23 protein-coding genes are annotated in these 25,367 nt (G+C 67.2%); 4 read left to right on the top strand and 19 right to left on the bottom strand.

Annotated elements, in window-relative coordinates:
* Positions 1-32: 32 nt before the first annotated feature.
* The 4 genes from DPV79_RS00215 to DPV79_RS00200 form a co-directional block, all read right to left on the bottom strand.
* The gene (locus DPV79_RS00215) at positions 33-1,361 is read right to left on the bottom strand and encodes an MFS transporter (protein WP_113044445.1); all 1,329 of its coding nucleotides are present in this window, start codon (positions 1,359-1,361) and stop codon (positions 33-35) included.
* Positions 1,362-1,541: 180 nt separating this feature from the next.
* Positions 1,542-2,450, bottom strand: coding sequence for a LysR family transcriptional regulator (locus DPV79_RS00210; protein WP_113044444.1), 909 nt, complete (start codon positions 2,448-2,450; stop codon positions 1,542-1,544).
* A 133-nt stretch (positions 2,451-2,583) separates the two neighbouring features.
* Positions 2,584-3,537: a dTDP-4-dehydrorhamnose reductase family protein gene (locus tag DPV79_RS00205; protein WP_113044443.1), complete on the bottom strand. Its 954-nt coding sequence runs from the start codon at positions 3,535-3,537 to the stop codon at positions 2,584-2,586.
* A gap of 400 nt (positions 3,538-3,937) precedes the next feature.
* On the bottom strand, positions 3,938-4,351 hold the full coding sequence (locus tag DPV79_RS00200) for a DoxX family protein (protein ID WP_021160104.1): 414 nt from the start codon (positions 4,349-4,351) through the stop codon (positions 3,938-3,940).
* A gap of 1,005 nt (positions 4,352-5,356) precedes the next feature.
* Between DPV79_RS00200 and fliD the strand changes: the two genes are divergently transcribed.
* Positions 5,357-6,859, top strand: coding sequence for a flagellar filament capping protein FliD (gene fliD / locus DPV79_RS00195; protein ID WP_113044442.1), 1,503 nt, complete (start codon positions 5,357-5,359; stop codon positions 6,857-6,859).
* A gap of 200 nt (positions 6,860-7,059) precedes the next feature.
* On the opposite strand, the gene DPV79_RS00190 is transcribed toward fliD, so the two are convergent.
* The 4 genes from DPV79_RS00190 to rbsK form a co-directional block, all read right to left on the bottom strand.
* The gene (locus tag DPV79_RS00190; protein WP_048029150.1) at positions 7,060-7,707 is read right to left on the bottom strand and encodes a hypothetical protein; all 648 of its coding nucleotides are present in this window, start codon (positions 7,705-7,707) and stop codon (positions 7,060-7,062) included.
* 784 nt (positions 7,708-8,491) lie between these two features.
* Positions 8,492-9,439, bottom strand: a complete 948-nt coding sequence (locus DPV79_RS00180; RefSeq protein WP_059492515.1) for a dihydrodipicolinate synthase family protein — start codon at positions 9,437-9,439, stop codon at positions 8,492-8,494.
* 38 nt (positions 9,440-9,477) lie between these two features.
* Entirely contained in the window at positions 9,478-10,797 is a 1,320-nt protein-coding gene (locus tag DPV79_RS00175; protein ID WP_113044700.1) for an MFS transporter, read from the bottom strand.
* Positions 10,798-10,857: 60 nt separating this feature from the next.
* A complete protein-coding gene (gene rbsK / locus DPV79_RS00170) occupies positions 10,858-11,784 on the bottom strand; it encodes a ribokinase (RefSeq protein WP_113044440.1) in 927 nt (308 codons plus the stop codon).
* A 241-nt stretch (positions 11,785-12,025) separates the two neighbouring features.
* Between rbsK and DPV79_RS00165 the strand changes: the two genes are divergently transcribed.
* Positions 12,026-13,111 carry a LacI family DNA-binding transcriptional regulator gene (locus DPV79_RS00165; RefSeq protein ID WP_021160671.1) on the top strand — a complete coding sequence of 362 codons (1,086 nt, stop codon included), beginning with the start codon at positions 12,026-12,028 and terminating at the stop codon, positions 13,109-13,111.
* A 37-nt stretch (positions 13,112-13,148) separates the two neighbouring features.
* Here the strand turns inward: DPV79_RS00165 and DPV79_RS00160 are convergent, their stop codons facing one another.
* The 3 genes from DPV79_RS00160 to DPV79_RS00145 all read right to left on the bottom strand — a co-directional run bounded on the left by DPV79_RS00160 (position 13,149) and on the right by DPV79_RS00145 (position 16,712).
* Positions 13,149-14,153, bottom strand: a complete 1,005-nt coding sequence (locus tag DPV79_RS00160) for a lysozyme inhibitor LprI family protein (RefSeq protein ID WP_244321682.1) — start codon at positions 14,151-14,153, stop codon at positions 13,149-13,151.
* Positions 14,154-14,578: 425 nt separating this feature from the next.
* A complete protein-coding gene (locus DPV79_RS00150) occupies positions 14,579-15,700 on the bottom strand; it encodes a Fic family protein (RefSeq protein WP_208866692.1) in 1,122 nt (373 codons plus the stop codon).
* Positions 15,701-15,794: 94 nt separating this feature from the next.
* Entirely contained in the window at positions 15,795-16,712 is a 918-nt protein-coding gene (locus tag DPV79_RS00145; RefSeq protein ID WP_048028854.1) for a LysR family transcriptional regulator, read from the bottom strand.
* 128 nt (positions 16,713-16,840) lie between these two features.
* Between DPV79_RS00145 and DPV79_RS00140 the strand changes: the two genes are divergently transcribed.
* Both DPV79_RS00140 and wrbA read left to right on the top strand, forming a co-directional pair.
* The gene (locus DPV79_RS00140; protein WP_113044437.1) at positions 16,841-17,566 is read left to right on the top strand and encodes a pirin family protein; all 726 of its coding nucleotides are present in this window, start codon (positions 16,841-16,843) and stop codon (positions 17,564-17,566) included.
* 61 nt (positions 17,567-17,627) lie between these two features.
* The gene (gene wrbA / locus DPV79_RS00135; RefSeq protein WP_021160677.1) at positions 17,628-18,230 is read left to right on the top strand and encodes an NAD(P)H:quinone oxidoreductase; all 603 of its coding nucleotides are present in this window, start codon (positions 17,628-17,630) and stop codon (positions 18,228-18,230) included.
* Positions 18,231-18,311: 81 nt separating this feature from the next.
* On the opposite strand, the gene DPV79_RS00130 is transcribed toward wrbA, so the two are convergent.
* The 8 genes from DPV79_RS00130 to mhpT form a co-directional block, all read right to left on the bottom strand.
* The gene (locus DPV79_RS00130; protein WP_060130533.1) at positions 18,312-18,617 is read right to left on the bottom strand and encodes a hypothetical protein; all 306 of its coding nucleotides are present in this window, start codon (positions 18,615-18,617) and stop codon (positions 18,312-18,314) included.
* Positions 18,618-18,847: 230 nt separating this feature from the next.
* The gene (locus tag DPV79_RS00125) at positions 18,848-19,582 is read right to left on the bottom strand and encodes an LrgB family protein (RefSeq protein ID WP_113044436.1); all 735 of its coding nucleotides are present in this window, start codon (positions 19,580-19,582) and stop codon (positions 18,848-18,850) included.
* Positions 19,579-19,950 (bottom strand): CidA/LrgA family protein, encoded by a 372-nt coding sequence (locus DPV79_RS00120; RefSeq protein ID WP_027792156.1) that lies wholly within the window; start codon positions 19,948-19,950, stop codon positions 19,579-19,581. The genes DPV79_RS00125 and DPV79_RS00120 overlap by 4 nt, the downstream gene beginning before the upstream one ends.
* A gap of 389 nt (positions 19,951-20,339) precedes the next feature.
* Positions 20,340-21,374 (bottom strand): alpha/beta hydrolase, encoded by a 1,035-nt coding sequence (locus tag DPV79_RS00110; RefSeq protein WP_113044435.1) that lies wholly within the window; start codon positions 21,372-21,374, stop codon positions 20,340-20,342.
* Between the two features lie 58 nt (positions 21,375-21,432).
* Positions 21,433-21,858, bottom strand: a complete 426-nt coding sequence (locus tag DPV79_RS00105) for an organic hydroperoxide resistance protein (protein ID WP_021160683.1) — start codon at positions 21,856-21,858, stop codon at positions 21,433-21,435.
* Positions 21,859-22,082: 224 nt separating this feature from the next.
* Positions 22,083-22,649: a TetR/AcrR family transcriptional regulator gene (locus DPV79_RS00100; protein ID WP_113044434.1), complete on the bottom strand. Its 567-nt coding sequence runs from the start codon at positions 22,647-22,649 to the stop codon at positions 22,083-22,085.
* 541 nt (positions 22,650-23,190) lie between these two features.
* On the bottom strand, positions 23,191-24,057 hold the full coding sequence (locus tag DPV79_RS00095; protein WP_059816577.1) for an alpha/beta fold hydrolase: 867 nt from the start codon (positions 24,055-24,057) through the stop codon (positions 23,191-23,193).
* Between the two features lie 14 nt (positions 24,058-24,071).
* The gene (gene mhpT, locus DPV79_RS00090; protein ID WP_059651948.1) at positions 24,072-25,325 is read right to left on the bottom strand and encodes a 3-(3-hydroxy-phenyl)propionate transporter MhpT; all 1,254 of its coding nucleotides are present in this window, start codon (positions 25,323-25,325) and stop codon (positions 24,072-24,074) included.
* Between the last annotated feature and the right edge of the window lie 42 nt (positions 25,326-25,367).

The raw sequence follows: 25,367 nt of genomic DNA, 5'->3' as shown, positions 1-25,367 counted from the left end.
GCTGCGCCGGAATCGGGTTGGCGGCCGGCGCATCACGCCCCGGTCGCGCGTGTCGATGGCGCGGCGGCGGCCGCCGCGCCGCGCATCCGGCGGCCGAGCGAAATCACCGACGTGATCCCGAGCACGGCCGTCGCCATCACGTAGAAACTCGGCGCCAGCTTGTTGTGCGTCGCGTCGATCAGCCAGGTCACGATCAGCGGCGCGAAGCCGCCGAACAGCGTCACCGAGAAGTTGTACGACAGCGCGAGGCCCGTGCCGCGCGTGCTCGTCGGGAAGATGTCGGCGAGCAACGCCGGCAGCGGCGCGAGGCTCACCGCGATCAACAGGCCGACCAGCGCCTGGACCGCGAGCAGCGTCTCGACCGTCGGATAGCGGTTCAGCATGACGAACAGCGGCCACGTCGTCACGCCGACCAGGATCAGCGCGATCAGCATCACGCGGATGCGACCGAAACGGTCCGACAGATGCCCCACGACCGGCGCGGCGACCATCAGCATCGCGCCCGTGACGACCGCGCCGAGATACGACGACGTGGCCGGGATATGCAGCTGCTTGACCGCGTACGTCGGCATGTACAGCTTGTGCACGTAGTTGAAGGCCGTGGCCGTCGCGACCACACCCGCGCCGAGCAGCATGTTCGCGCGATCGCGCACGAACACGTCGCGCAGCGGCGACTTCGCGCGCCCTTGCTCGCCCAGCCGGCGGAAATCGGCCGGTTCGTCGATGTTGCGGCGAATGTAGAGCCCGACCGGGCCGATCAGCAGCCCGACCGAAAACGCGACGCGCCAGCCCCACGTGTGCAGTTGGTCGGTCGTCAGCAGCAGGCTCAGCAGCGCCGATACGCCGGCCGCGAGCACCGTCGCGAGCCCCTGCGTCGACATCTGCCAGCTCGCGAAGAAACCGCGGCGCTTCGCGTCGGCCTGCTCGACCATGAACGCGGTCGCCGCGCCGAATTCGCCGCCCGTCGAGAAACCCTGCAGCATCCGCGCGACGATGATCAGCAACGGCGACGCGATGCCGATCTGCGCATACGTCGGCGCGAACGCGATCATCGCGGTGCCGAGCATCATCAGCCCGATCGACATCGTCAGCGATGCCTTGCGGCCCGCGCGGTCGGCATAGCTGCCGAGCACGATCGAACCGAGCGGACGCGTGACGAACGAAATGCCGAACGTGCCGACCGACAGCAGCAGCGAAGTCGCCGCGTCGTGCGTGGGGAAAAACAGCTGGCCGATGACGATCGCGAAGTAACCGTAGATCAGCAGATCGTAGAACTCCAGCGCGTTGCCGATGCTCGCGGCGCAGATCTCGCGCCACGGGTTGTGCGGGACCGGCGTCGCGCCGTGTGTATTGCGGGTCATCCCTTTGCTCCTCCGGTAATGCTGGCCGTCAGGATTTTGAAAGACGGCGCGCGGCTTTGCCGGCGGCCGTTCGGGCCAGTCAAGCGCGGAGTGTAGGCAACGCGGGGCGGGCGTTCGTGCCGTTTCGGCACGCAATCGTGCCGATCGGCGCGCAAGCCGCGCGGACGCTGCCCGCGGAAGCTATGCGGCGCCGTCTTCGCGGGCCGGCGCGGTGCGCCAGATCGCGTCCAGTACCGGGTGCGGGTCGTTCCGTCGGCGGTACAGCGCAATGTCGAAGCCGATCTGCCAGTCGGCGCCCCCGACGATCGCGAGCTCGCCGCGCCGCACGTCGTCGGCGACGAGCCGCTGCGGCAGCCACGCAAGGCCGAGCCCGCGGCGCGCCATCGCGAGGATCGCTTCATACGAGTCGGCCTGGTACACGGGCCGCAGCGTCGGGCGGCCGGGCATTTCGGCGAGATGACGCGCCAGCACCGCGCGCAGGGTCAGCGTGCGCGCGAACGCGAGCCACGGCACCGGCGCCTGGCCGGCCGGCAGCCGGTAGCGCACGCTGCCGCGCGCATCGAACGCGCTGACCGGCACCAGCACCTCGCGCGCGACGGACAGCCAGTCGAAGCGGTCGCGATCGATCAGCAGCCGCGTATGCGGGCTCGAATAGACGATCAGCATGTCGGCGTCGCCGGCCGTGAGCTGCAGGATCGCTTCCTCCGCGCTGCCGGTCGACACGGTCGCCGTAAAGAAGCCGGCGCGCGCAACGGTCTCGTCGTACCAGTCGGGGAAGAAGGTGGCCGACAGCGTGCGGCCGGTCGCGATTCGCAGGTTGTTCTCCAGCACCGGCGACGCTTCCTGGAGTTGCGTGCGGGCGCCGTGCAGGATGTCGAGCGCGTTCGATGCCGCATCGAGAAAGACCGTGCCCGCCGCCGTCAGTTCGAGCGGCTTCGTGCGCGCGATCAGGCGCGTGCCGACCCACTCCTCGAGCGACCGGATGCGGCGGCCGAACGCCGGATGCGTGACGAACCGGTTCTCTGCCGCGCGGGTGAAGCTGCGCGTGCGGGCGAGTTCGACGAAGTCTTCGAGCCATTTCAGTTGCATGGCTGGGCTCCTGGGTGGGCGATGATGGGCCGGCCGGTGCGCGCGGGCCGCCTCCGTCGCGCGGCTGCGGCTACGGCTACGGACGTGGACGGCTGCGGATCACGCGGCGCGGGGCCGCGCGTGGCGCCCGCTCCTACAGCGTCTGCGGCGCATCGCGCAGCACGGCGCGCAGCGCGATATCGAAAGGCGTCGCGTGATCGATCCCGGCTGCGCGCACGCGCGATGCGTCCAGATGGCAATCGTACGGACGCGGCGTCGCGTCGGTCGGCTGGTCGATCCGCGTGAGCGATGCTTCGATGCCGAGCGCGGCCGCGATCCGCTGCGCAATGTCGTACTTCGTCATCGGCTCCTCGCCCGACCAGTGACGGATGCCCGTGATCGACGCACCCGCGAGATGGCGCAATGTCAGGTCGCGGATGACGTCCGCGACGTCGGGCGTATACGTCGGGTAACGGATCGCCCAGGCGTCCATGCCGACCGCGTCGGCGCCCGGCCGAGCGGACGCGGCGATCGCCGGCACGAGACTCGTGACGGCCGATTCGCTCCAGTCGACGATCGGGCCGTACAGCAGCGGCAGGCGCAGCACGCACGACAGCGGCGACGCGGCGAGGAGCGCCGCCTCGCCTTCCAGCTTCGTGCGGCCGTAGATGTTCAGCGGATTCGGGGTGGCGTCCTCGCGGTACGGAGCGGCCTTGCCGTCGAAGACGTAGTCGGTGGAGATGCCGAGCGTCCATGCGCCGTAGCGCGCGGCGAGCGCGCCGATGCGCGCCGGGGCGGTGACGTTGATCGCGCGTGCGCCGTCAGGATCGCGTTCGCAGACGTCCGGGCGGCGTTCGGCCGCGCAGATGATCACCGCGGCCGGCTGGTGGGTGGCGAAGAGGTGTTCGAGGGCCGGCTGGTCGAGGACGTCGAGTTCGGCGAGGTTTTCCGCCGGCAACGCAAGGCGTTTTGCGCCTGCGCCGTGCGGGTTGCGGATCGTCGCGACGAGGTTTAACGAAGACTCGCGGGACAGGGACGCGGCAACCGCGCGGCCGAGGAGGCCGGCGGCGCCGATGAGAAGGACGGTCGATTGCGGCACGGTAGCCATCTGTGAAAGGGGAACGGGGATTTCCGAGAGCCTATCCCAACTTTTGCATGCCGGGCATAAACCGATGACCAGCGCGCCGCCTCATGCCGCGCAAACGCAAGGCAGTCATTTCGATCGCGGGGGCCTTGACCCGGAGGCGATCCGGCAACGGATGCCCGGGACACGCGATCGTGCGACGAATGACAAGCAATCCGTCGCGATCGTGGCAGCATCGACACCGCCCGAATCAATCAGGAATTCGAACATATCCGCTGCGTGCCGATCGGTGAGCGGCGGCACATGGACTCCGACTGCTCTGCGGCACCGCGCACGCGCCACACGTCACGCCCCACCCACAAAAACAAAACCCGGCGCACTTTCGTGCACCGGGCTCCGAGCCGAACGGAAACGCCGCCCCGCGTTACTTCCGGTCGAGCGAATACCGCCCCGGCCCGGTCAGTGCGAGCAACAGCAGCCCGCCGATAATGCTCACGTTCTTGTAGAAGTTGATCATCGCCATGTATTGCTCCATCCCCTGCAGCGCCCAGTAGCGATGGCCGATCAGCGCGGTCGCGAGCGTATAGGCGGCGAACACCAGTGCGAGCGGACGCGTATAGAAGCCGGCCGCGATCAGCAGGCCGCCGACCAGCTCGACCGCCACCGCGATCACCGCGGCCAGTTCGGGCGCCGGGTTCCCCGTCGACGCCATGTACGCGACGGTGCCCGAGAAGCCGCTCAGCTTCTGCCAGCCGAACAGCACGAACAGGATCATCAACAGCACGCGAGCCGCCAGCAGCAGCTCGTCCTTCTTCGACTCCAGCGAAACGTAACGCATAGCAATATCACCCTTGAATTGACGGTTTGATGCATCCGGTGCCGGGAGGCGCCGAATCACTCCTCGCACGATCGGACAGCAGGCCGGAAGGCCCGCCGCCGAAGAATCCGTCGGGTTGCGCCGTTCCCGGCGCGCTTCCGATCGGTTCTGGCGAAGCACGGATGCAGTCTACTGTCTCGCCACGAATCATCAATCCGTCAAAGAAGGATTCGCTGTCTCGTTCAAGTGGACAATCGAAGACAATCACGCCGACAGGCAAAGGTCGGCAGGCAGCGCAAATCAACCCGCTCAATGTTTCCGGAACACGGAAACACCCTGCTTATTTCAGGCCACCTGATTCAATCGATATTTTCGGCCTCAATTGACGTAAATCGGTCACAACCGCGTATCACGACTGTCATTAAACGACGGGTTCGATATGCGATTCACAAAGGCTGACTTGATTCACGCAACTCGCCCGGCATTGCAATCGACCTGGCATTCCGTTGCATAAAAAAGCTCATGGCCCGGAAACGAACATCGGCAATGCGAAAACGTTTCACGGGCAGGCGGGCTGGAATCACCGGTGACGCGTATCGTCCGTCAGACAAGGATTTCGGCCCGGAATCGACCGGGAAACACCTCTTACACACACCGTCGATCGATCCGATGTTTAGCAGAACCAGCTCAAAACATTGACCAATCCTTCTCGCCCTTTTCCGGCTCTCAAAACCGTGAAAAATGCTTGAATAAATACAACCGAGACGGTGTGTTTACGGCAAAAGATCGCAAACCTTTAGCCCTCACTCAAACACCCCGTTACAATCTGCATTTTTCTCGACATGCATTACAAAAAATTACCAAGCAATACCGATTTAAATATACGATAGCGCACGTCCTTACGTTTTCCCGACACTCCCGTGAACCCCGGGAACGCGTCGCGCCGGACGCGCCCTGCCTTCGAAGCACCGCAGGCCGACCCGGCAGCCGCTCGTCACGGGATCGTTATTCAACCGGAGACCACCCATGGCAACGAACACGCCCGTGACCAGCGGCGCGAACACGAACAGCCTCTTGCAACAGGCGGCGCAATCGATCATCAACGGCTCGACCGGGAATCCGTCGATGGACGTCGGCACGCTCGTCAAGACGCTGGTGAACGCGAAAACCGCCGGCCGGGCCGCGGCGCTCGCCGCGTCGCAGACCACCGGCACCACGCAGATTTCCGCATTCGGCGCGCTGTCGTCGGCGCTGGGTGCGCTCGAGGCGGGCCTCGCCTCACTGACGAATGGCGGGCTGCAGTCGACGTTCACCGCGGTCGCGAGCGGCAAGGGCCTGACCGCGACGGCGGGCGCGGGCGCGGTGGCCGGCACCTATACGATCGGCGTCACGCAGACCGCGACCGCGCAGGCACTGGCTTCGGCGGGCTTCGACGGGAGCAAGGCGCTCGGCACCGGCACGCTGACGCTGTCGCTCGGCAGCCAGTCGTTCAAGGTCGACGTCACCGGCACGAACAACACGCTGTCGGGCATCGCGGCCGCGATCAACTCCGCGGCGAACAACCCGGGGATCAGCGCGACCGTGATCAACGGCACCGACGGCGCGCACCTCGTGCTCGCGTCGACGAAGACGGGCTCGGCGAACGCGATCAGCGTCGCGGTCGGCAACGTGGCCAACGACAACGGGCTGTCGAACCTCGGCGTCACGTCGACGGCCGACACGACGGGCGGCGCGTCGAAGATCGAATCGGCGAACAGCGCGGCCGCGTGGCGACAAAGCGCCGTCGCGCAGGACGCGAAGTTCACGCTCAACGGCATCGCGTCGACCAGCGCGAGCAACATGGTGTCGGGCGTACTGAGCGGCGTCACGCTGAACCTGTCGGCGGCCGCGGTCAGCGCGACCGATACGCAAACGCTCACGGTGAGCACCGATACGAAGTCGCAGGCGGCCACGATCACGAACTTCGTGAGCCTCTACAACACCGTCGTCAAGACGATGGGCGCGCTGTCGAGCTACACCGAAGGAGCAAGCTCGCAGGGTGCACTGATCGGCGATTCGACGCTGAACACGATCCGCAACTCGCTCGCGTCGATCGTCGCGCGCGGTGTCGCGAACGAGAACGGCAACGGACACACAAACCTGATGGCGATCGGCATCTCGCTCGAGAAGGACGGCACGCTGAAGGCCGACAGCGCGAAGCTCGACAGTGCGCTGTCCAACAACCCGTCAGGGGTCGCGCGCCTGTTCAACTCGACGAACGGGATGGGCAAGCAACTGACCGACCAGATCGCGCCCTTCACGAAGAAAGGCGGGATGATCGAAGTGCGCACGAACGCGCTGACTGCCAACCTGAAGCGCGTCACGCAGCAGCAGACCGATCTGGCCGACTACGCCTCGCAATTGACCAAGCAGTATCAGGCGCAGTTCACGGCGCTCAACACGCTGATGGCCAAGATGAACTCCAACACGCAGTACCTGACGCGGCTGTTCGGCGGCGCCAACAGCAGCGGCACGCTGGCGAACAAGTGACGAGCGCCCGGGCCGCCCGATGATCGCGGCGGCGGCCGCCGGTCTGTGGATCGACCTGCTCGCGCCACCGCGCGTGGCGTCGTGCCCGGAAACATCGTTCATACCCGGCTGTGCGCAAGCGCGCGCCGGGCGCCCTCCGCCGGTTCGCGCTCCATCCCGGCGGGCTGCTTGCCCGCAGTTCACCCCGAAGGGCCGTGCCGTCAGCCGAGACCTTCGACGCGATCGGCAAACAAATCGATCGCACGCGACACCTGACGCCCGAAATAGCCTGGCCGTTCGCGCTCGTATGCGCGCAGCAGCGACGTGCATTCACGCTCCGCCCAGCGCCACACGGGGCCCTGTTTCGCGAAGACCGGATGATCGTGCAGTTCGGCCGGTACCGCGTGCTCGTCGTCCCAGCCCCAGAAATACGCCTGGTACGCGCGCGCGTACGGCATCCCCAGATGGCTCGCCACGGTCTCGTCGTGGCGCAGCGTGAAATCGACGATTTCCTTGCGCGCACGGCCGCCGATATCGTCGTGACGCGCCTCGATCCAGCAGTGATACCTCGCGAGCTGCGACAGATGCCGCGCGGTGCGGCGCCGCTCGCGCGTCGTGCATAGCGCATACAGGTTGCCGCCGCCGAAATCCAGCACCTCGCCACCCGCGAACGGCCGGTACGGCTTGCCGGTCAGCAGCGTCAGCACCTGCGCGCCGACGATCGCGTAGTCGGCACATCGCATGTAGCCGCTGCGCGTCGTCGCTTCCGACACGCTCCGGTGGACGACCTCATCGATCACGGCGTGCAGCATGGGATCTACCGGTGCCGCCAGGATCGGCGGCTGGCTTGTCGTCGTCACGTGTTGCATGGGAAGCGGATGCGGATTCAACGGTTCGTCGGGAAAAGCGCTCGGCGGCGCGATATTACGAATCGTTACAAGAAACGATGAGGGGCGTTGATCAGATTTGTGTGCTTTTGTCGCCCTGCGTGAACATGCAGCGGTCGGCCGGCGGCGGTTGATCGCGGGACGCAACGCGTCGGACGGACGGCCGAGCGAGCGGCGCCGCCGCGGTTGGGGCTTGGCTTGGCTTGGCTTGGCTTGGCTTGGCTTGGCTTGGCTTGGCTTGGCTTGGCTTGGCTTGGCTCGGCTCGGCTCGGCTCGGCTCGATGCGGCCCGGCACTGGCACTGGCACTGGCACTGGCACTAGCGCTTGAGGCTCGCGGCTCACGGCTCACGGCTCACGGGCGGGATGGTGCGATGGAACGAATGAAGGTGGGACCGCGCGTCGGTGCCGTATCGACAGCCCGTCGTCATTCATGACGATGGGCGACCCTGACCGTCGACGAATGCAGCGGCCCCGCCGCGACAGGCACCCTTGCCGCCCTCGACAGCACGGAAACGCCCGATGGATTCGCCGCGCCACACGTTGGGGCCGGGCACGCGCCGGGTTCACATCATCGGCGATCGCGGATACGCCACCAACACCGCTTGTCGCGACGCGTACGCAATGCAACGCATCGCGACAAACCGACCGTGCTTGCAGCCACCGTGCGCCGCCCTGCGCCTCGCGAGAACCCCACACGCGAGCATCCGCCTGCCCGGCCCGCAATGCCGTCGCGCACCGCAGAACACGGACGGCACACCACGCGCCCTATTGCGCAGCGATCCGACGACGGAAATGCTCGGTGCCGGCCACGATCTTGTCGAGCACCGCATCGAGTGCCCAGAATCGTTCACGCACGTCGTAGTCGATCGCACGGCAGCGGATCGACGCGAAGGTGCCGATCCGCTGGTGATAGAGCTTCGCGAGCGCCGGGTACCCGAGCGCCTCCGACACCGCCGAGACGACCAGGAACGTCGAAAGCTCGTCGGCCAGTTCGGGATGCGCATCCCCTTGCGTGCGCAACCACCGGTACAGATCCGGATGAAAGTTGGTGAACACGCCGTTGAAGCCGGCGGAACCCGCCTTCATCGCATCCCGCGCGATCGCGGCATTCGCGTTGAGGATCTTCAGCGGCGAGCCCTCGGCGAGCGCGACCCGCCGCTTCACCGTTTCCAGGTCGCAGCTCACGTCCTTGAGCATCACGAACCGGCCCGTGTCGATGCACGCGCGCAGTTCGTCATCCGACAGCAGCCGCCGGTAAGGCGCCGGACATTCGTACAGCCCGAGCGGCAGGTCCGACGGCAATCGCGCAAGCAGCCGGTGAAGGTGGTCGAGCAACGCGGCACTGCCCTGGCGCTGCGGATCGAGGCGGTTGGTCACGAGCACGACGCCCTGCGCGCCCGATTCGGCCGCCGCGCACAGCTCCGCGGCCTGCGCGTCGAGATCGTCGCTGATGTGCCCTGACGCGACGACGGGCACGCGCCCGGCCACCCGCTCGACCACGAAGCGCGCGAGCTCCGCGCGTTCGGCCAGACTCAGGAACTGCATCTCGCTCGATTGCGCGACCGCGAACAACGCATCCGCGCCGTGCGCGAGATACCACTCGATCAGCCGCTCGAGCCCTGCGTAGTCGATCGCGCCGGCATCGTCGAACGGCGTCAGCATCACCGGGACGATCCCTTCGATGGTCACGTTCGCTTGCTGCGGGTGTTGCATCTGTTTCTCCTTGCTTCAGTGAATGCGGGGGGGTAGGCTCACGCGGGCAACGGCCCGGGCGCGGCGTTCGCGGCCTGCTCGGGAATCGGCTTGCGCACCAGCAGCAGATAGGCGATCGCACCCGCGAACGCGATCGCCGCGGCGGTCAGCAGCGCCGGCACGAACGACCATTTCTGCGCAATGATGCCCGTCAGGATCGGTGCAAGCGCGCCGCCGACGAAGCCGCCGAAATTCTGGATCGCGCCGAGCGATGCGACGCGGCTCGGCGGCGCGGCCGCCGTCGCGAGCGCCCACGAGCAGGCCGACGCCGCGTTCGCGAGAAAGATCACGACCGAGATGCAGGCGAGCGCCACCGTGTTGCTCTGCACGAGCGCGGCCGGGATCGTGAAGACGACCATCCCGAGCATCGCGACCACCACCGCGTTGCGCCGGCTCACGACCGGCGAGCGGCTGCGGCGCGTAATCAGGTCCGACACCCAGCCGGCCACCAGCGAGCCGACGAACCCGCACAGGAACGGCACCGACGCGGCGAAGCCCGTCCGGATCAGGCTCATGTGCCGCTCCATCGTCAGGTAGCCCGGCAGCCAGGTCAGGTAGACCCAGTTCAGGTACACGGAGCCGAAGTAACCGACCAGCATCCCCCAGGTCGTGCCGTGCGAGAACAGGCTGCGCCATTCGACGAACGTCAGTTTCGGTGTCGCGGTTACGCTTTGCGCGTCGGCATCGAGGTAGTTGCGCTCGGCGGCGGACAGTTGCGCGCGCACCGGATCGCGATACAGCGCGAACCAGACGACGGCGACGACGAGACCGAGTGCCCCCGTCACAATGAACGCCCAGCGCCAGTCGAACGACGCGACGAGGATCGACAGCAGCAACGGCGCGAGCGCGGTGCCGAGCGGCGACGCGGCGTTGAAGATCCCGGTCGGCGTGCCGCGCGCGCGCAGCGGAAACCAGTTGCTCACCACCCGCGCGGCCGACGGGAATTGCGGCGCCTCGCCGATGCCGAGCACGATGCGCGCGACGATGAACCAGCCGAAAGTCGACACGATGCCGCCCGCCGCCTGCGCGAACGACCAGACGATCAACCCGACGCCGAGCAGCCGGCGCGGCCCGATGCGGTCGACGAGCCCGCCGACCGGAAACTGGCACAGCGCATAGCTCCACGAGAAGGCCGACAGCAGCAGCCCCATCTGCGCGAGCGACAAGCCGAGATCGCCGCGGATCGCCGCGCTCGCGACGGCCAGCGTGCCGCGATCGAGGTAGTTGACGATGCCGCTCGCCATCAGCAGTGCGAGCGCGATGCGTTGCCCGCGCCGGATACGCGGCGGTGCGGGTGGAACGGTCGAGGTTTCGTTCATTGCGGTTGTCTCCATGTCACTGGTATCGGCCGGTTCCGGCCTGTCCGTCTGATGCGGCATTCAGGGTTCGAAGCGCGCCACTTCCTCGCGCGTCGGAATCGAGGTCTGCGCGCCGTGGCGCGTCACGCTGATCGCGGCGGCACGCTGGCCGAAGCCGATCGCGTCGTCCATCGACGCGCCGCCCGCGCGGGCGGCCGCGAACCCGCCGACGAACGTGTCGCCGGCCGCGGTCGTATCGACGGCGGCCACCGTCATTGCCCGCAGGCGGCCGTTACCGGCGCCGCCGCGCCAGCAGACGCCCCGCGCGCCGAGCGTCACCAGCACGTTGCCGACGCCCTTCGCGCACAGCGCATCGGCGGCGCGCACGGCCGATGCGTCGTCGCCGACGGCGATGCCGGTCAGCGATTCGGCTTCGGTTTCGTTGACGACGAGATAGTCGACCCGTGCCAGCAGCGCGTCGAACAGCGGCTGCGCGGGCGCGGGGTTGAGCAGCACCGGGGTGTGGCGCGCGGATGCACAGGCAATGGCGCGCGCGACGGCGGCAACCGGCACTTCGAGCTGGCACACGAGCAGCGCGGCCTCGGCGATCGCATCGCGCGCCGCGTCGATCCGGTCGGCGTCGAGGCACGCATTCGCGCCGGGCACGACGACGATGCTGTTCGCGCCGCCCGCGCCGACCGTGATCGTGGCCACCCCGGTCGCCGTGCCGCCGATCCGGCCCAGGTGCGTCACGTCGATACGTTCGGCCGCCAGCGCATCGTGCAGGCGCGCACCGAACGCGTCGTCGCCGACGCAGCCGATCATCGCGACCGACGCGCCCAGCCGCGCGGCCGCGACCGCCTGGTTCGCCCCCTTGCCGCCATGAACGGTCTGGAAATCCGTGCCGAGCAGCGTCTCGCCCGGCACCGGCAGGCGCGGCGCGCGCGTCACGAGGTCGATGTTCACGCTGCCGACGACGGCGATGCGCGGTGAAAGGATGTCGCTCATCTTGCAATGTAACCGCTTACATTTGCGGCGGACAAAATGGCCGGATCGGCCGTCGTCGATGAAAATCTCACAATATGGATAGAATATGTGTCTGACATAATGCGGAAGCACGCCAAGATAGCGCTTACATTCTCACAGGGTCGAGCGGGAATGCAAGCGGCGCCACCACGAATCGAGGGTAAACAATGACGCATTTGACAACGCGCGGCGCCGTCACTGCCGCCCCGCCGGGAGCCGGCCGATGAGCACGCCTCCGTCCCGCGCCGGCGCGCCCCGGGCGCGCCGCGGCAGCGGCCGCTCGGTGCTCGGCGATGTCGCGAAGCTGGCCGGCGTATCGACCGCGACCGTCTCGCGTGTGTACAACGATCCCGGCAAGGTGTCGGCCGACGTGCAGCAGCGCGTGCGCGACGCGGCGCGCGCGCTGAACTGGATTCCGAATGCGGCGGGCCGTGCGCTCGCGTCCACGCGCACCCACATCACGGGCGCGATCATTCCGACACTCGACGACCAGGTGTTCGCGTCGCAGGTCGCGGGCATGCAGACGGTCATGGCCGAGCACGGCATCACGCTGTTCCTCGGCTGCTCGAATTACGATCCCGCGCAGGCGCTGGCCCAGGTGCGCGCGATGCTGTCGCGCGGCGTGGAAGCCGTGTCGCTGGTCGGCGAAGCGTATCCGCCGGAACTGTTCGAACTCCTTGCGATGCACCGCGTGCCGTACGTCGTCACGTATGCGTATCGCGACGACAGCCCGCACTGCTGCATCGGTTTCGACAACCGCGCGGCATTCGCGCGGCTCACCACCCACCTGCTCGACCTCGGCCATCGCGATTTTGCGATCATCATGCAGCCGTCGGCCGACAACGACCGCGTGCAGGCCCGCCTGCGCGGCATTCACGACACGCTCGCCGCGCGCGGGCTCGCGGTGCGCCCCGTCCATCAGCACGAGGGCGCGGCCACGATCGCCTTCGGGCGGGCGAGCCTGCGCGCGATCGTGAACAGCGACGCGGCGACGCGGCCGACAGCCGTGATCTGCGGGAACGATGCGCTCGCGCTGGGCGCGCTGCTCGAGGCGCAGGCGCTCGGCATCGACGTGCCCGCGCAATTGTCGATCACCGGGTTCGACGACGTCGCGCTCGCGCGCGAAATCCAGCCGCCGCTGACGACGATGTGGGTCGACACCGACGCGATCGGGCGCCAGGCCGCCCAGGCCTTGCTCGACGCGCTCGAGAACGGCGCGACGGGGCCCGGTCATGCCGTCTTGCCCGAATTGCGTATGCGGGGATCGGCTGCGCCACCGGCGCACGCGCGCGCAGCGGGAAAGAAATGAAGCGGTGGCGGGCAGCCTCGGCTGCCCGGCCCGCTCGTCACTGCATCACGTCGACCGGCAGCGTCTTGTCGAGCCTGTCGTGCCACGCCTGGATCGTCTTCGGCACGGTTTTCTTCCACGCGGGCACGTTCGAGTAATAGCGCATCCGGACGTTGCTCTGCGCGTCGAACACGAGCAGCCCGATCCACAGGTCGTTGCCGCGGCGCATCACGATCGCGGCGTTCGTCGTCGCGATGCCGCGCACCCAGTACGACGTCACGTGCGCGTTCAGCCCGTCGAGATCCTTTTCGTCGGTGCTGTAATTGGCGGTGTCGACGAGCGTCTGGTAATCGGCGCCGAGCAGCTTGTGCGCGGTCGCGTTCTGCGTCGAGTCGCCGACGACCTCGAGGCTCAGCAGGTCGGCCGCCGGCGCGGCCTGGAACTGCGACGCGGTCAAGTACTCGCCGCCGTAGAAGACACCCATGCCGGCCCCGCAGTCCGAATCCGCGCCGTGTTGCGTGATGCCGACGCGTCCGCCCTTCCGTTCGAACTCGAGCCGGCACTTGTCCTTGCGGTAGGTGCCGACGTCGCCGTGCAGCACGATGTCGCCGTCGAGCCCGCCCGTATTCGCGCCATTGTTGCCGGCCAGCTCGAAATGCAGTCGCGGCGGCGTGCCGGTGAACGTCAGCACACCACCGAACGACGGGTTGGCGCTCTTCATGTACCACGTCTGCTGCCAGCGATCGGCGGCCAGCGGCCTGCCGTTCAGGCTCGCGAGCCGTTCGCGATAGCGGTCGCCGAGGCACGATTCGTCGGCACCGCACCGGTCGCGCTGCTTGAGCCATTTCACCTGCGCGGCCTTCAGCGCGGCCGTATCGCCGCCTTTCGCGAGCGCCTGCTTCCACGCTGCCGCGAGGTCGCCGTCGAGCTTCGACAGCGCGGCATCCGCGCAGATCGTCTTCTCGGTTGACGAAGCGGCCTTCGCGCAGTCGAAGCCGGCCGCGTGCGCGGCGGCCGGCAACAGCGTCAGCAGCGCGGCCGCCGCGACGGATCGCACACGCATGTGCAATGCACCTTCGGCGGAAATCGCGGTTTTCCCGCGAGCATTCGATCGATTCTGGAGAGTCATCGGCTTGGATCGTCGCTGGATCGCGCGCCTGTAGAAGCTACCTGCACGCGGCATTCGAGGTAAAAACGCCCGGCCCGGCATGGGGTGCATGCCGTTGCTCGCCGAAGCCTAACCCGAATGCGCGACGCCGATCAATCGACGTTCGATGTCGGCGCAACCGTCGCGGCGGCCTCGCGGCATTGCACGATGCCGTCGCGCAATGCGGCTTCCGCGGCGGCATCGACCGACAGGATCGATGCGCACGCAACGATCAGTTCGAGCCCGCGGCTCGCATGGTGCCCCTTGCACAGGCCGCACGGCGTGATCGCGTTGTGACGCCTGCCGGCCTTCCCGATCTGCGGGCCGACGCAACACGGCGGTCAGCCGTCGAACGGCACCAGCTCGTAACTCGTGCTCCGGCCGCCGGACGAAGAGCGTTGCAGCACGCCGCGCTCGACGAGTTCAGTGATGTCACGCAGCGCCGTATCCTGCGAGCACTTCGCGAGCGCCGCCCACTTGGTGCTCGTCAACTTCCCCTCGAAGCCGTCGAGCAGGCGATTCATGACCTTGGCCTGGCGTTCGTTCATCGCGACGCCGGCACATCGTTGCCAGAAGCGCGCCTTGACCAGCACGGCGTCGAGCGTCGCATGCGCGTGATCGATGGCCCGGCCGAGTGCGGTCAGGAACCACGCGAGCCATTCCGTGACATCGAGCGAACCGCGCTGCGTCCGCTCCAGCACGTCGTAATACGCGTCGCGCTCGCGCTGGATTTGCGCCGACAGGCTATAGAAGCGTTGCGGACTGCGGTCGGCACGCGCCAGGACCAGATCCCCGAGCGCACGCGCGATGCGGCCGTTGCCGTCGTCGAACGGATGGAGCGTGACGAACCACAGGTGGGCCAGGCCGGCCCGGATCAGCAGGGGCTCGACCGGCGCAGCATTGAGCCACGCGAGAAAACGCCCGGTTTCGTCGGCGAGGCGCGCGGCGGGCGGCGCCTCGAAATGCACGCGCTGGCGGCCGATCGGCCCGGACACGACCTGCATCGGTCCGGTCGCATCCGTGCGCCAGCCACCGACCGTGATCCGCGACATCCCCGAGTAGCCGGTCGGGAACAGCGCCGCATGCCACCCGAACAGGCGGGCTTCGGTGACCGGCGCCGCCGCATGGGTGGTCGCGTCCAGCACCATGTCGACAACGCCCTCGACGTGGCGGTCGACCGGCGCCAGCGCGCCGATATCGACGCCGAGCCGACGCGCGATCGACGACCGCACCGATGCCACGTTCAGGCTTTCGCCCTCGATCGCGCTGGTCTTGACGACGTCCTCCGTCAGCGCGGCCAGACTGGCCTCGTCGCGCAGCGCCAGGCCGACGTCCGCCAGCCGCCCGGCCAGCATGCCTTGCGCACGGCTGACGTCGGCGAGTGGCGTTGCCAGTGCAGGCAGGTCGAAGCGCCATGCGGGCCAGTCGGCCGCCGCCCAGATGAAGGTGTAATCTCCGCTCATGATGCGGAGATTATCCCACCGATTCGCCGCACGGCTCAACATTCTCCGCAAATCATGCGGAGAATAACGCGCCATTCACCGCAACCCCGCCCCGCTACCGCGCCCGGCCCGCGCTGCCCTTCGCCGCGGGCGCGGCCTCCCCGAGCCGTTCCGCGAGAAATCCGATGAACGTGCGCAGCGTGACGAATCCTTCCCGATGCTGCGGGAACACCGCGTTGAGCGTGATCGGCGACGGCGCATACGCGTCGAGCACCGGCACGAGCGCGCCGCTGTCGAGCGCCGCGCCGACGATGAAGTGCGGCAGCAGCGCGATGCCGAGCCCCGCGATCGCGGCGTCGCGCACCACTTCGCCGTTGTTCGCGACGAGCGGCCCCTGCACGTCGAACGTGCGCGCCGCGCCGTCGACGCGGAATTCCCAGCCGATGCGCCGCTCGCGCCCGTACAGCAGGCACGTGTGGCCGGCGAGATCCGCCGGCGTCTGCGGCGTGCCCTGCCGCTTCAGATAGGCGGGGCTCGCGCACGCGACCATCCGCCACGCGCCGAGCGGGCGGGCGATCAACGTCGAATCCTCGAGCGAGCCGATCCGCAGCACGAGATCGAAGCCCTCGCCGATCAGGTCGACGCGCCGGTCGGTCAGGTCGAGGTTCAGCCGCACGGCCGGGTGCGCGGACAGGAATTCGGCGATCAGCGGCGACACGTGCGTGATCCCGAACGACAGCGGCGCGCTGATCTTCAGCGACCCGTGCAACTCGGTGCTGCGCACCGACATCGCCTGCTCGGCGTCGGCGATCTCCGCGAGGATCCGCTGCGCGCGCGCATAGAACTCCTGCCCCGATTCGGTCACCGCGAGGTTACGCGTGTTCCGGTGCAACAGCCGCACGCCGAGCGACGCCTCCAGCGCCATCGTGCGCCGGCTGACGAACTGCTTGGACAGCATCAGTTGATCGGCCGCCGCCGTGAAGCTGCCGGCGTCGACGGTCGCGACGAAGATCCTCAGGTCGTTGATTTCCATATTGTCCACTCCATAGCGACAGTCATTATCTCTACAGCCATTTATTTGTCAAATCGATTGACCTAAGATTCATCTCAACGAACGGCCGGTCCCACTTCCGAGGTCCGGCGTCTTGAGGAACAAAAATCATGATCGAAATCCGTGCAGCAAACCAACGTGGCCGTGCGGAGCATGGCTGGCTCAGCTCCCGTCATACGTTTTCGTTCGCGAATTACTACGATCCGAAGCAAGTCGGCTTCTCCGACCTGCTGGTGATCAACGACGATCGCGTCGCGCCGGGCCGCGGCTTCGGCACGCACCCGCACCGCGACATGGAGATCCTGTCGTACGTGCTCGACGGCGCGCTGGAACACAAGGACTCGATGGGCACCGGCTCGGTGATCGTGCCGGGCGACGTGCAGCTGATGAGCGCAGGCACGGGCGTGCGCCACAGCGAGTTCAACCACTCGCCGGAACTGCCGGTCCACTTCCTGCAGATCTGGGTGGGGCCGGCCGAGAAGGGTACCGAGCCGCGCTATCAGCAGACGAATGTCACCGCAGACGACAAGCGCGGCAAGCTCGCCCTCGTCGTATCGCCGAACGGCGACGCCGGTTCACTGAAGATCCGGCAGGACACGCGGATTTATGCGGGCTTGTTCGACGGCGCCGAACGCGCGACGCTGGAACTGGCGCCGGACCGCTTTGCGTACGTGCACGTGGCACGCGGCAGCGTGACGGTCAACGGCGTGACGCTCGGCGAAGGCGACGGCGTGCGCATCCGCGACGAACGGACGCTGACGTTCGCCGACGGGAAGGATGCCGAAGTGCTGGTGTTCGACCTGCGTCCGGTCGAAGTAACGGCCGAGTGGGCATGAAGCCCGTTCGGGAAACCGGGCCCCGCTGAACGCGGGGCCCTTTTAATCGGAGATTCGCAACATGGCCAAGGTTCTCGTTCTTTATTACTCGTCCTACGGGCACGTCGAAACGATGGCGCAGCACGTCGCGGAAGGCGCGAAGTCGGTGCCCGGCGTCGAGGTCACGCTCAAGCGCGTGCCGGAAACGATTCCCGTCGACCAGGCCCGGGCGATCGGCGTGAAGGTCGACCAGGCTGCACCGGTCGCGACCGTGGACGAACTTGCCGGCTACGATGCGATCATCTTCGGCACGCCGACCCGTTTCGGCAACATGGCCGGCCAGATGCGCACGTTCCTCGACCAGACCGGCGGCCTGTGGATGAAGGGCGCGCTCGTCGGCAAGATCGGCAGCGTGTTCGCGTCGACCGGCACGCAGCACGGCGGCCAGGAAACGACGATCACGTCGTTCCACACGACGCTCCTGCACCACGGGATGGTGATCGTGGGCGTGCCGTATGCGTGCAGCGGCCTCGTCAACATGAACGAAATCACCGGCGGCACGCCGTACGGCGCCACCACGCTCGCGGGCGCGGACGGCAGCCGCCAGCCGAGCGCGAACGAGCTCGACATCGCGCGTTATCAAGGCAAGCACGTCGCGGAACTCGCCAGCAAGCTCGCGTCGTAACAGGCCGCCTTCGCGGCCCCGCACACGCGCACACGGCGCCGGTCGACCCGGCGCCGTGTGCGCTGTGCCCAGGCCCGGCCGTTACTGGCCCGACGCCGGGGTGGCCGGCGCCGCCTTCGTCGCGGGCGCCTTCTGCGCGGCGTTCTGCGGGTAGTTGCTCTGGTCGTTGGTCAGCCGGTAGCCGCTGCCCGTGCCGATTGCCTTCAGGTCCGACGCGTGACGCGCCCGGGCGGCCTTGCGGGCCGCCTTCTTCTGCGCCTTGTCGATCTGCTTCTGCGTCGGCGCGGACGCCGGATCCTGCGCATACGCCGCCGGCGCGGCGGTCAACAGCAGACCGAACGACGCCGTTACTGCCACTGCCACCGAAACCACGCGAGACTTCTTCATGGCCGGACCTCCTTGTCGATTGTTGATTGTGGGTAGGACACCGGCGCGCACACGACCGCTTGCGACAACGGCACCGATGCAACGTTAGCCGAACAGTATCCGCTTGTCCCTGTGCGTTCCTGAATTCTCCCGATAACGGCAACGATACGTGGGCAGCGCGTATGCCGTCGTTCCGGCGCGTCGCCCGCGCCATCAGGGAAACCGATAACCCGGCCTGAGCCGGCCGGCGTTCAGATCCAGCGCGACAGCACCGGCAGCAGGACCGGCACGACGAAGGCGGTGAGCACGCCGTTCAATCCCATCCCGAGCCCGGCGAACGCGCCGGCCTCCTCGCTGACCTGGAACGCGCGCGCCGTGCCGATCCCGTGCGACGCGACGCCGAGCGCGAACCCGCGCACGGCCGGTTCGTCGACGCGCAGGGCGTTCAGGATCCCGCGCGCGCACACGGCCCCGAAGATCCCGGTCGAGATCACGAGCACGGCGGTGAGCGACGGAATCCCGCCGATTTCCGCCGCGACGGCCATCGCGATCGGCGTCGTCGCCGATTTCGGCGCGAGCGACGCGATCGTCTGGTGCGACGCCCCGAACAATGCCGCGATGCCGACCGCCGACACGATCGCGATCAGCGAGCCCGCGAGCAGGCCGACCAGCAGCGGCACCGCGGCGCGGCGCAGCTTCGACCACTGGCGGTACAGCGGCAGCGCGAGCGCGACGGTCGCGGGGCCGAGCAGGAAGTGGACGAACTGCGCGCCTTCGAAATACGTCGGGTACGGCGTGTGCGTGATCGTCAGCAGCACGACGATCAGCGCAACCGCGATCAGCACGGGGTTCGCGAGCGGGTTGAAGCGCGCCCGCGCATAGACGGCCTGCGCGAACAGATATGCGATCAGCGTGATGGTCAGGCCGAGCAGCGGGCTCGCGGCGAGATAGACCCAGATCGCGCCGAGTTTCGGGAAGGCCGTCATTGCGTGCCCTCCACCGCATCGCCCGCGCGCCGCTGGCGCCGCAGCAGTGCACGTGTGACGAGCGCCGTCACGGCGATCGCGAGCGTGGTGCTGACGGCCAGCGCAACGACGACCGCGAGCGCATCGCCGCGCACGCGGTCGGCCGACACCATGATGCCGACGCCGGCCGGCACGAACAGCAGCGACAGGTGGCGCAACAGCTCGAGCGCGGTCGGCTCGATCGTGTCGGCCACCTGCGGGCGCAGCATCACGAAGCCGAACAGCAGCAGCATGCCGATCACGGGCCCCGGCACCGGCAGGCCGAACAGGTAGGACACGCCTTCCCCGAGACACTGGAAGGTCAGCAAGACCGCGAACGCCTGCAACATGAAACGCTTCTCCCGAACGGGGCCGCGCTGTCGTACGGCCGCGCGACCGATGGCCGGCGGCTTGCGGCGCCGGCGTGGACGATACGCGCGATCGTACCAACAATGCCCGCCGCGCAGGGCCTTGCGGGCGCCGGGCCGACGATGCGGGCGGTCACGGGCGCGTCGTGAAGCACCACGCGAAGCCGACGACGATGCGGCGCGGTTCGCGAAAGAACTCGTGTTGCCGAACCGGGACGAAAAATCGCGGTCGATCGGGGCGTGCGGGTTGCAGTCCGGCACCTTCGCCCGGTTCACGCGCCGCACGCAACAAAGGCGGGCATGCGCCCGCCTCGTCGTCATACGCGCTCACGCTGCCCGCCTCGCGGGCAGCGCGAGTGCGAACCCGTCGCTTACTTCAGTCGCGTCGCGAGTTCATTCGCCATCGCCTTCGTTGCAGCCTTCGTCGGCGCGTCGCCGGCCAGCGCGTTCAGCAAACCGAAATCATGGATCGTGCCGTCGTAGCGCGTGGTCGTCGCATCGACGCCGGCCGCGTCGAGCTTGCGGCCGTATGCTTCGCCCTCGTCACGCAGCACGTCGAACTGCGCGACCTGGATCAGCGCGGGCGGCAGGCCCTTCAACTGCGCGATGCTTGCGCGCAGCGGCGACGCGTAGATTTCGTTGTGTTGCGCTTCATTCTTCGTATAGGCATCCCAGAACCACTTCATCATCGGCCGCGTCAGGAAGTGCCCTTGCTGATACGCGTTGTACGAGCCCGTGTTGAAGTTGTGGTCCGTGACCGGCCACATCAGCCCCTGGAAGCGGATCGCGGGGCCACCCTTGTCCTTCGCCATCAGCGCCACCACGGCCGCCATGTTCCCGCCGACACTGTTGCCGACCACCGCGAGGCGGCTGCCGTCCACACCGATCTCCGCGCCGTGCGCGGCCACCCACTTCGTCGCCGCATACGCCTGGTTGATCGCGACCGGGTAATGCGCTTCCGGCGACGGCGTGTAGTTCACGAACACCGCGACGGCCCCCGATTGCACGACGAGATCGCGAACGAGGCGTTCATGCGTCGGAAAATCGCCGAGCACCCAGCCGCCGCCATGGATGAACACGAACACCGGCAGCGTGCCCGTCGCGCCTTGCGGGCGGACGATCGTGACCGGCACGGACAGGCCGTCCTGTTCGATCGTGCGGTTCGACACGTCGATCCCCGACAGGTCGACCTTCGTGCCGTTCTGCGCGTCGACCAGCACCTGTCGCGCCTTCGCGGGGCTCAGCGTTTCGAGGCCGGGGCCCTTCTGGCCGTTCAGCGCGGCGAGGAAAGCGCTCGTCGTCGTATCGGGGCGGGCGGTATCGGCACCGGCGGCGAATGCGGTGGTCGAGGCGGACAGTACAGCGGCGACGGCGGCAGCGATCAGCAGCGGCTTGACGATCTTCATGATGGTGTTCCTTGGCTTTAGCCGGTAAATGACGATGGATGATTCGCAGTGCGATCGATCAGGCAAGCGTGAGCGTGACGTCGATGTTGCCGCGCGTCGCGTTCGAATACGGGCACACGAGGTGCGCGCGGTCGATCAGCGTCTGCGCGATGTCGCGATCGAGGCCCGGCAGCGAGATCGTCAGTTCGACTTCGATACCGAAGCCGTTCGGGATCGCGCCGATGCCGACGCTGCCTTCGATTGAAGCGTCCGCGGGCATCGCGATCTTGTCGCGGGCCGCGACGAACTTCATCGCGCCGATGAAGCACGCGCTGTAGCCGGCGGCGAACAGTTGCTCCGGGTTCGCGCCTGCGCCGCCCGCGCCGCCGAGCTCGCGCGGCGTGGTCAGTTTCAGGTCGAGGTTGCTCTCGGGCACCGTGGCACGGCCGTCACGGCCGCCGGTGGCTTTTGCATGGGCGCGGTACAGCACTTTTTCGATCGACATGACAGACTCCTTTTCAGCAAATGAATGAAACAGCCTTCGAACCGGGGACCGCGTGCCGACAGCCTTGCTGCCCGCATCGCGCTTGTTTATCTACTCGTAGATAGATAAACATCCCCAAAAATTGCAGATGGTCGAGCCATCTGCACCAGAACTCTATCTACCTATAGATAGATAGCAAGACTCAATAAAAAGGCGGTGAACCGCCTCACTGCATGCGCGCTCCGTCAGGACCGCTTTTTCCAGACGGCCTCGACATCTTCGAGGCGCGCCCGTGTGTGAAACAGCCGGCTGGCCAGCACACTGCCCTGGAACGCCGCGTACAACGTGCGCGCAGCCGTCTCGGGCTCGCCGCTGAACCGCAGCGTGCCTTCCTGCGCACCCTGCTTCAACAATTCCGCCAGCCAGCTCTCGTTGGCCTTGAAGAACGCCTGCACCGCCTGCCGCACATTCTCCGGCAACGTTTCGATGTCGGCCGCGAGCATCCCGCACAGGCAGATCAGGTTGCCGTCGCCGAGCGTGCGGCCGAACATCTTCGTGTACAGGCTCAGCTTCACGTCGGCCGGCAACGCCGGATCGATCGCCCGCACGGCCGCGAGGACTTCGTCGCTGTAGGCCGCCACCGCTTCCAGCACGAGGTCGTCCTTCGACGGGAAGTAGTAGTGGATGCTCGACGTCTTCACGCCCACCAGGTCGGACAGGTCTCGATAGCTGAAGCCGTTGTAACCGCGCTGCATCATCAGCGTGATCGCGTGGTCGAGAATCTGTTCGCGGACGGTCGGTTTCGTTTCCATGGATCGAACTTTATCTACTCATAGATAGATAGTCAAGGACTTTATTTGGGGCGCGATGAGATGGTGTGCAAGCCGTGGCTCGACTGTCGAGATGCGCGGAACGCCGTGCCGAGGCTATTCAACCGACGCCCGGCATTTCGCTTGATGAGTCCGCGGGCACCGCGAACCGGCCACGGCCGGACGTCGCACTTGAATCCGCGCCCAAGTGATCAGAGCGCGGATGACCGGCGCCTGCGTCGCTTCCGATCAGAAACGGTAGGCAAATGCGAAGGCAAGCAGGCGGCGTTCGATTGTGCAAACGATGGCGGCAACACTGTGATCAACCACCCGTAACAAGACTCGACGTGTGCTCATGCGCACCGGACTCGACATCCGTGCCCTACCGGTTCTGTTGGGTGAAAGCCTTCAGAGACCGAACGGTACGTACGCATTCAGCGACTCGGGCGACTCGATGAACCCGGCTTCCCCGAACGTGCCGAGCCCACTGCCCCGCTTGCAGGAAAGAGGCGCGGCACCCGCGACAACCGCGAGTGCCTGCCACTCAATTTTGCAGAAAGTCGAGCACCATGCGATTGAATGCGTCCGCATGCTCCCACTGCGCCCAGTGCCCGCATCGCCCGAATACATGCAGGTGAGCATTCGGCATGCCCCACACGAGCCGCAGGCCCACATCCATCGGCACGAAACGATCGTCGCGCCCCCAGATCACGAGCGCGGGCGCCTTGATTTCGTTCAACCGGTGACCATAGTCGGGAAACTGCTTCGGATTGGCAGCCAGGCTTTTCACGAAGTTCTCGAGATGATCGCGCCGCGCCAGCATGTTATCGAGCCGCGTCTGCGTCAGCTCTTCGGTCATCGTGCTCGCGTCGTAGACGAACACGTCGAGCATCTTCTTCAGGTTCTCGAGCGTTGGGTTGCGATACAGCCCTTGCAGCAGCTTGATGCCTTCGGTAGGCATCGGCACAAACTGGCTCGGACCGCCCGTGCCGCCGCCCATCAGCACCAGCTTGCCGACGCGCTCCGGATACGACAGCGCGAAGGCCACCGCGCTATGCCCGCCCATCGAGTTGCCGACGAGATGCGCGCGCTCGATGCCGAGCGTATCCAGCACGCCCTTCAGCACACGCGCGTTGAGGTCGGAGCGCGAGCCGGTGCAGATGATCGAATCGCTCTTGCCCCAGCCGGGACAGTCGACGAGGATCACGCGATAACCCGCGTTCGCGAACGCGTCCACATTGCGATGGAAGTTCGCCCAGCCGCTCGCGCCCGGACCGGAGCCGTGCAGCAGAACGAGCGTTTCCTTGCCCGCGCCGGTGTCGTTGTAGTGCACGCGCAGTTCCGTGCCGCCTTCCATCACGTTCACGAACCTGCTGGTCGCGGCCTCTGTATGAATCACGGTGTCAGTCATGTCGATGTCCTTCGTCAGATCGATTCGGTTCCAAGTGTGTGCGAGCCGTTGGCCGACTCGCGCGGAGATTTCGCGACCACGGCGAGCGCACCGAGCGCCGCGATCACGATGAGCGGAATGCTCGAGATCACGAGCATCGACGCGCTCTGGCCCAACGCCAGCAGTTGCCCGGCGATCAGCGGGCCGACCATCGAACCCACACGGCCGACGGCCACCGCTGCGCCGACGCCCGTGCCGCGCACCCGCGTCGGATACGTTGCACCGGCAAGCGCATACAGCACCGATTGCGTGCCAACGAGAAACAGCCCCGCCAGCAGGCCGCCCCATGCCATCGACACGCTGCCCGTCGCGCTGGCGAGCGCCAGCAACGCAATCGCGATGCCCGCATACATGCCGACCACGACCGGCCGCTTGCCCATGCGATCCATCAGCCCTGCGATCACGATCGCACCGACGCCGCCGCCGATGTTGAACATCATCTGCACGATGCTTGCCTGTACCGGTGTGAGGCCGCGCGAGAGCACCATCGACGGCAACCAGTTCATCAGGAAATACAGCACGATCAGCGTTCCCAGGTAGCTGATCCACAGCGCGATGGTCGTCACCGCGCGCCCGTCGCTGAAGAGCGCGCGCACGATGCCGTCCTTCGACTCGCGGGTCGCAGACTGGCTCGCCGCGACGAAGTGCGTCGACTCCTTCAGGAAGAGCGCCAGCAGCGGCAAGGTCAACAGCGGCCCGATCCCGCCGACATAGAAAATGTGCCGCCAGCCCTCAGCGCCCGGGCTGACGATGCCGATCACGGCCGCGAGCGCCGCGCCGAAAGGCATGCCGCAGTACATCGCGCCGACTGCCGTGCTGCGTTGTCCGGGCGCTGCCGCCTCCGCACACAGCGCGATCAGGTTCGGCATCGCAGCACCGAGACCGAGGCCCGTGAGAAAGCGCGCGACGAGCAGGCTCTGCAGATCCCACACCTGGGTCGTTGCAATCGAAAACATCCCGAACAGCGCGACCGACATCATCAGCACGCGCTTGCGGCCGATGCGATCCGCGAGCCTGCCGCCAATCGCCGCGCCCGGCAGCAGGCCGAGCGCGCCGATGCCGAATGCCCAGCCGAGCTGCGCGACCGCGAGATGAAACTCGCGTGCCATGCGCGGCGCGGCGATGCCGGTGGATTGCAGGTCGAGCCCCTCGAGGAGCGCGACCGCGAGGCACAGGCCGATGGTGATGGCGCCGCCGGCGCGCGGGGGGGAAGCCGTTGACGTTTTCATTGATGTCTCCAGGTTGAACGATGCAGCGCTCTTCATGGCGCG

Origin of the sequence: Burkholderia reimsis (assembly GCF_003294055.1) — a bacterium.
Taxonomy (GTDB): Bacteria; Pseudomonadota; Gammaproteobacteria; order Burkholderiales; family Burkholderiaceae; genus Burkholderia; species Burkholderia cepacia.
This window is presented reverse-complemented; position numbering and strand designations above follow the sequence as displayed.

What these genes read in the sequence shown, in the direction of transcription:
- DPV79_RS00110 (WP_113044435.1), bottom strand. Translation starts at nt 21,374, where the DNA reads ATGAAGATCGTCAAGCCGCTGCTGATCGCTGCCGCCGTCGCCGCTGTA.
- DPV79_RS00125 (WP_113044436.1), bottom strand. Translation starts at nt 19,582, where the DNA reads ATGACGGCCTTCCCGAAACTCGGCGCGATCTGGGTCTATCTCGCCGCG.
- DPV79_RS00190 (WP_048029150.1), bottom strand. Translation starts at nt 7,707, where the DNA reads ATGCAACACGTGACGACGACAAGCCAGCCGCCGATCCTGGCGGCACCG.
- fliD (WP_113044442.1), top strand. Translation starts at nt 5,357, where the DNA reads ATGGCAACGAACACGCCCGTGACCAGCGGCGCGAACACGAACAGCCTC.
- DPV79_RS00175 (WP_113044700.1), bottom strand. Translation starts at nt 10,797, where the DNA reads ATGAACGAAACCTCGACCGTTCCACCCGCACCGCCGCGTATCCGGCGC.
- DPV79_RS00160 (WP_244321682.1), bottom strand. Translation starts at nt 14,153, where the DNA reads ATGCGTGTGCGATCCGTCGCGGCGGCCGCGCTGCTGACGCTGTTGCCG.
- DPV79_RS00180 (WP_059492515.1), bottom strand. Translation starts at nt 9,439, where the DNA reads ATGCAACACCCGCAGCAAGCGAACGTGACCATCGAAGGGATCGTCCCG.
- DPV79_RS00215 (WP_113044445.1), bottom strand. Translation starts at nt 1,361, where the DNA reads ATGACCCGCAATACACACGGCGCGACGCCGGTCCCGCACAACCCGTGG.
- DPV79_RS00145 (WP_048028854.1), bottom strand. Translation starts at nt 16,712, where the DNA reads ATGGAAATCAACGACCTGAGGATCTTCGTCGCGACCGTCGACGCCGGC.
- DPV79_RS00105 (WP_021160683.1), bottom strand. Translation starts at nt 21,858, where the DNA reads ATGTCGATCGAAAAAGTGCTGTACCGCGCCCATGCAAAAGCCACCGGC.
- DPV79_RS00150 (WP_208866692.1), bottom strand. Translation starts at nt 15,700, where the DNA reads ATGAGCGGAGATTACACCTTCATCTGGGCGGCGGCCGACTGGCCCGCA.
- DPV79_RS00120 (WP_027792156.1), bottom strand. Translation starts at nt 19,950, where the DNA reads ATGTTGCAGGCGTTCGCGGTCTTGCTGACCTTCCAGTGTCTCGGGGAA.
- DPV79_RS00205 (WP_113044443.1), bottom strand. Translation starts at nt 3,537, where the DNA reads ATGGCTACCGTGCCGCAATCGACCGTCCTTCTCATCGGCGCCGCCGGC.
- DPV79_RS00130 (WP_060130533.1), bottom strand. Translation starts at nt 18,617, where the DNA reads ATGAAGAAGTCTCGCGTGGTTTCGGTGGCAGTGGCAGTAACGGCGTCG.
- DPV79_RS00100 (WP_113044434.1), bottom strand. Translation starts at nt 22,649, where the DNA reads ATGGAAACGAAACCGACCGTCCGCGAACAGATTCTCGACCACGCGATC.
- DPV79_RS00210 (WP_113044444.1), bottom strand. Translation starts at nt 2,450, where the DNA reads ATGCAACTGAAATGGCTCGAAGACTTCGTCGAACTCGCCCGCACGCGC.
- DPV79_RS00200 (WP_021160104.1), bottom strand. Translation starts at nt 4,351, where the DNA reads ATGCGTTACGTTTCGCTGGAGTCGAAGAAGGACGAGCTGCTGCTGGCG.
- DPV79_RS00095 (WP_059816577.1), bottom strand. Translation starts at nt 24,057, where the DNA reads ATGACTGACACCGTGATTCATACAGAGGCCGCGACCAGCAGGTTCGTG.
- wrbA (WP_021160677.1), top strand. Translation starts at nt 17,628, where the DNA reads ATGGCCAAGGTTCTCGTTCTTTATTACTCGTCCTACGGGCACGTCGAA.
- DPV79_RS00140 (WP_113044437.1), top strand. Translation starts at nt 16,841, where the DNA reads ATGATCGAAATCCGTGCAGCAAACCAACGTGGCCGTGCGGAGCATGGC.
- mhpT (WP_059651948.1), bottom strand. Translation starts at nt 25,325, where the DNA reads ATGAAAACGTCAACGGCTTCCCCCCCGCGCGCCGGCGGCGCCATCACC.
- DPV79_RS00165 (WP_021160671.1), top strand. Translation starts at nt 12,026, where the DNA reads ATGAGCACGCCTCCGTCCCGCGCCGGCGCGCCCCGGGCGCGCCGCGGC.
- rbsK (WP_113044440.1), bottom strand. Translation starts at nt 11,784, where the DNA reads ATGAGCGACATCCTTTCACCGCGCATCGCCGTCGTCGGCAGCGTGAAC.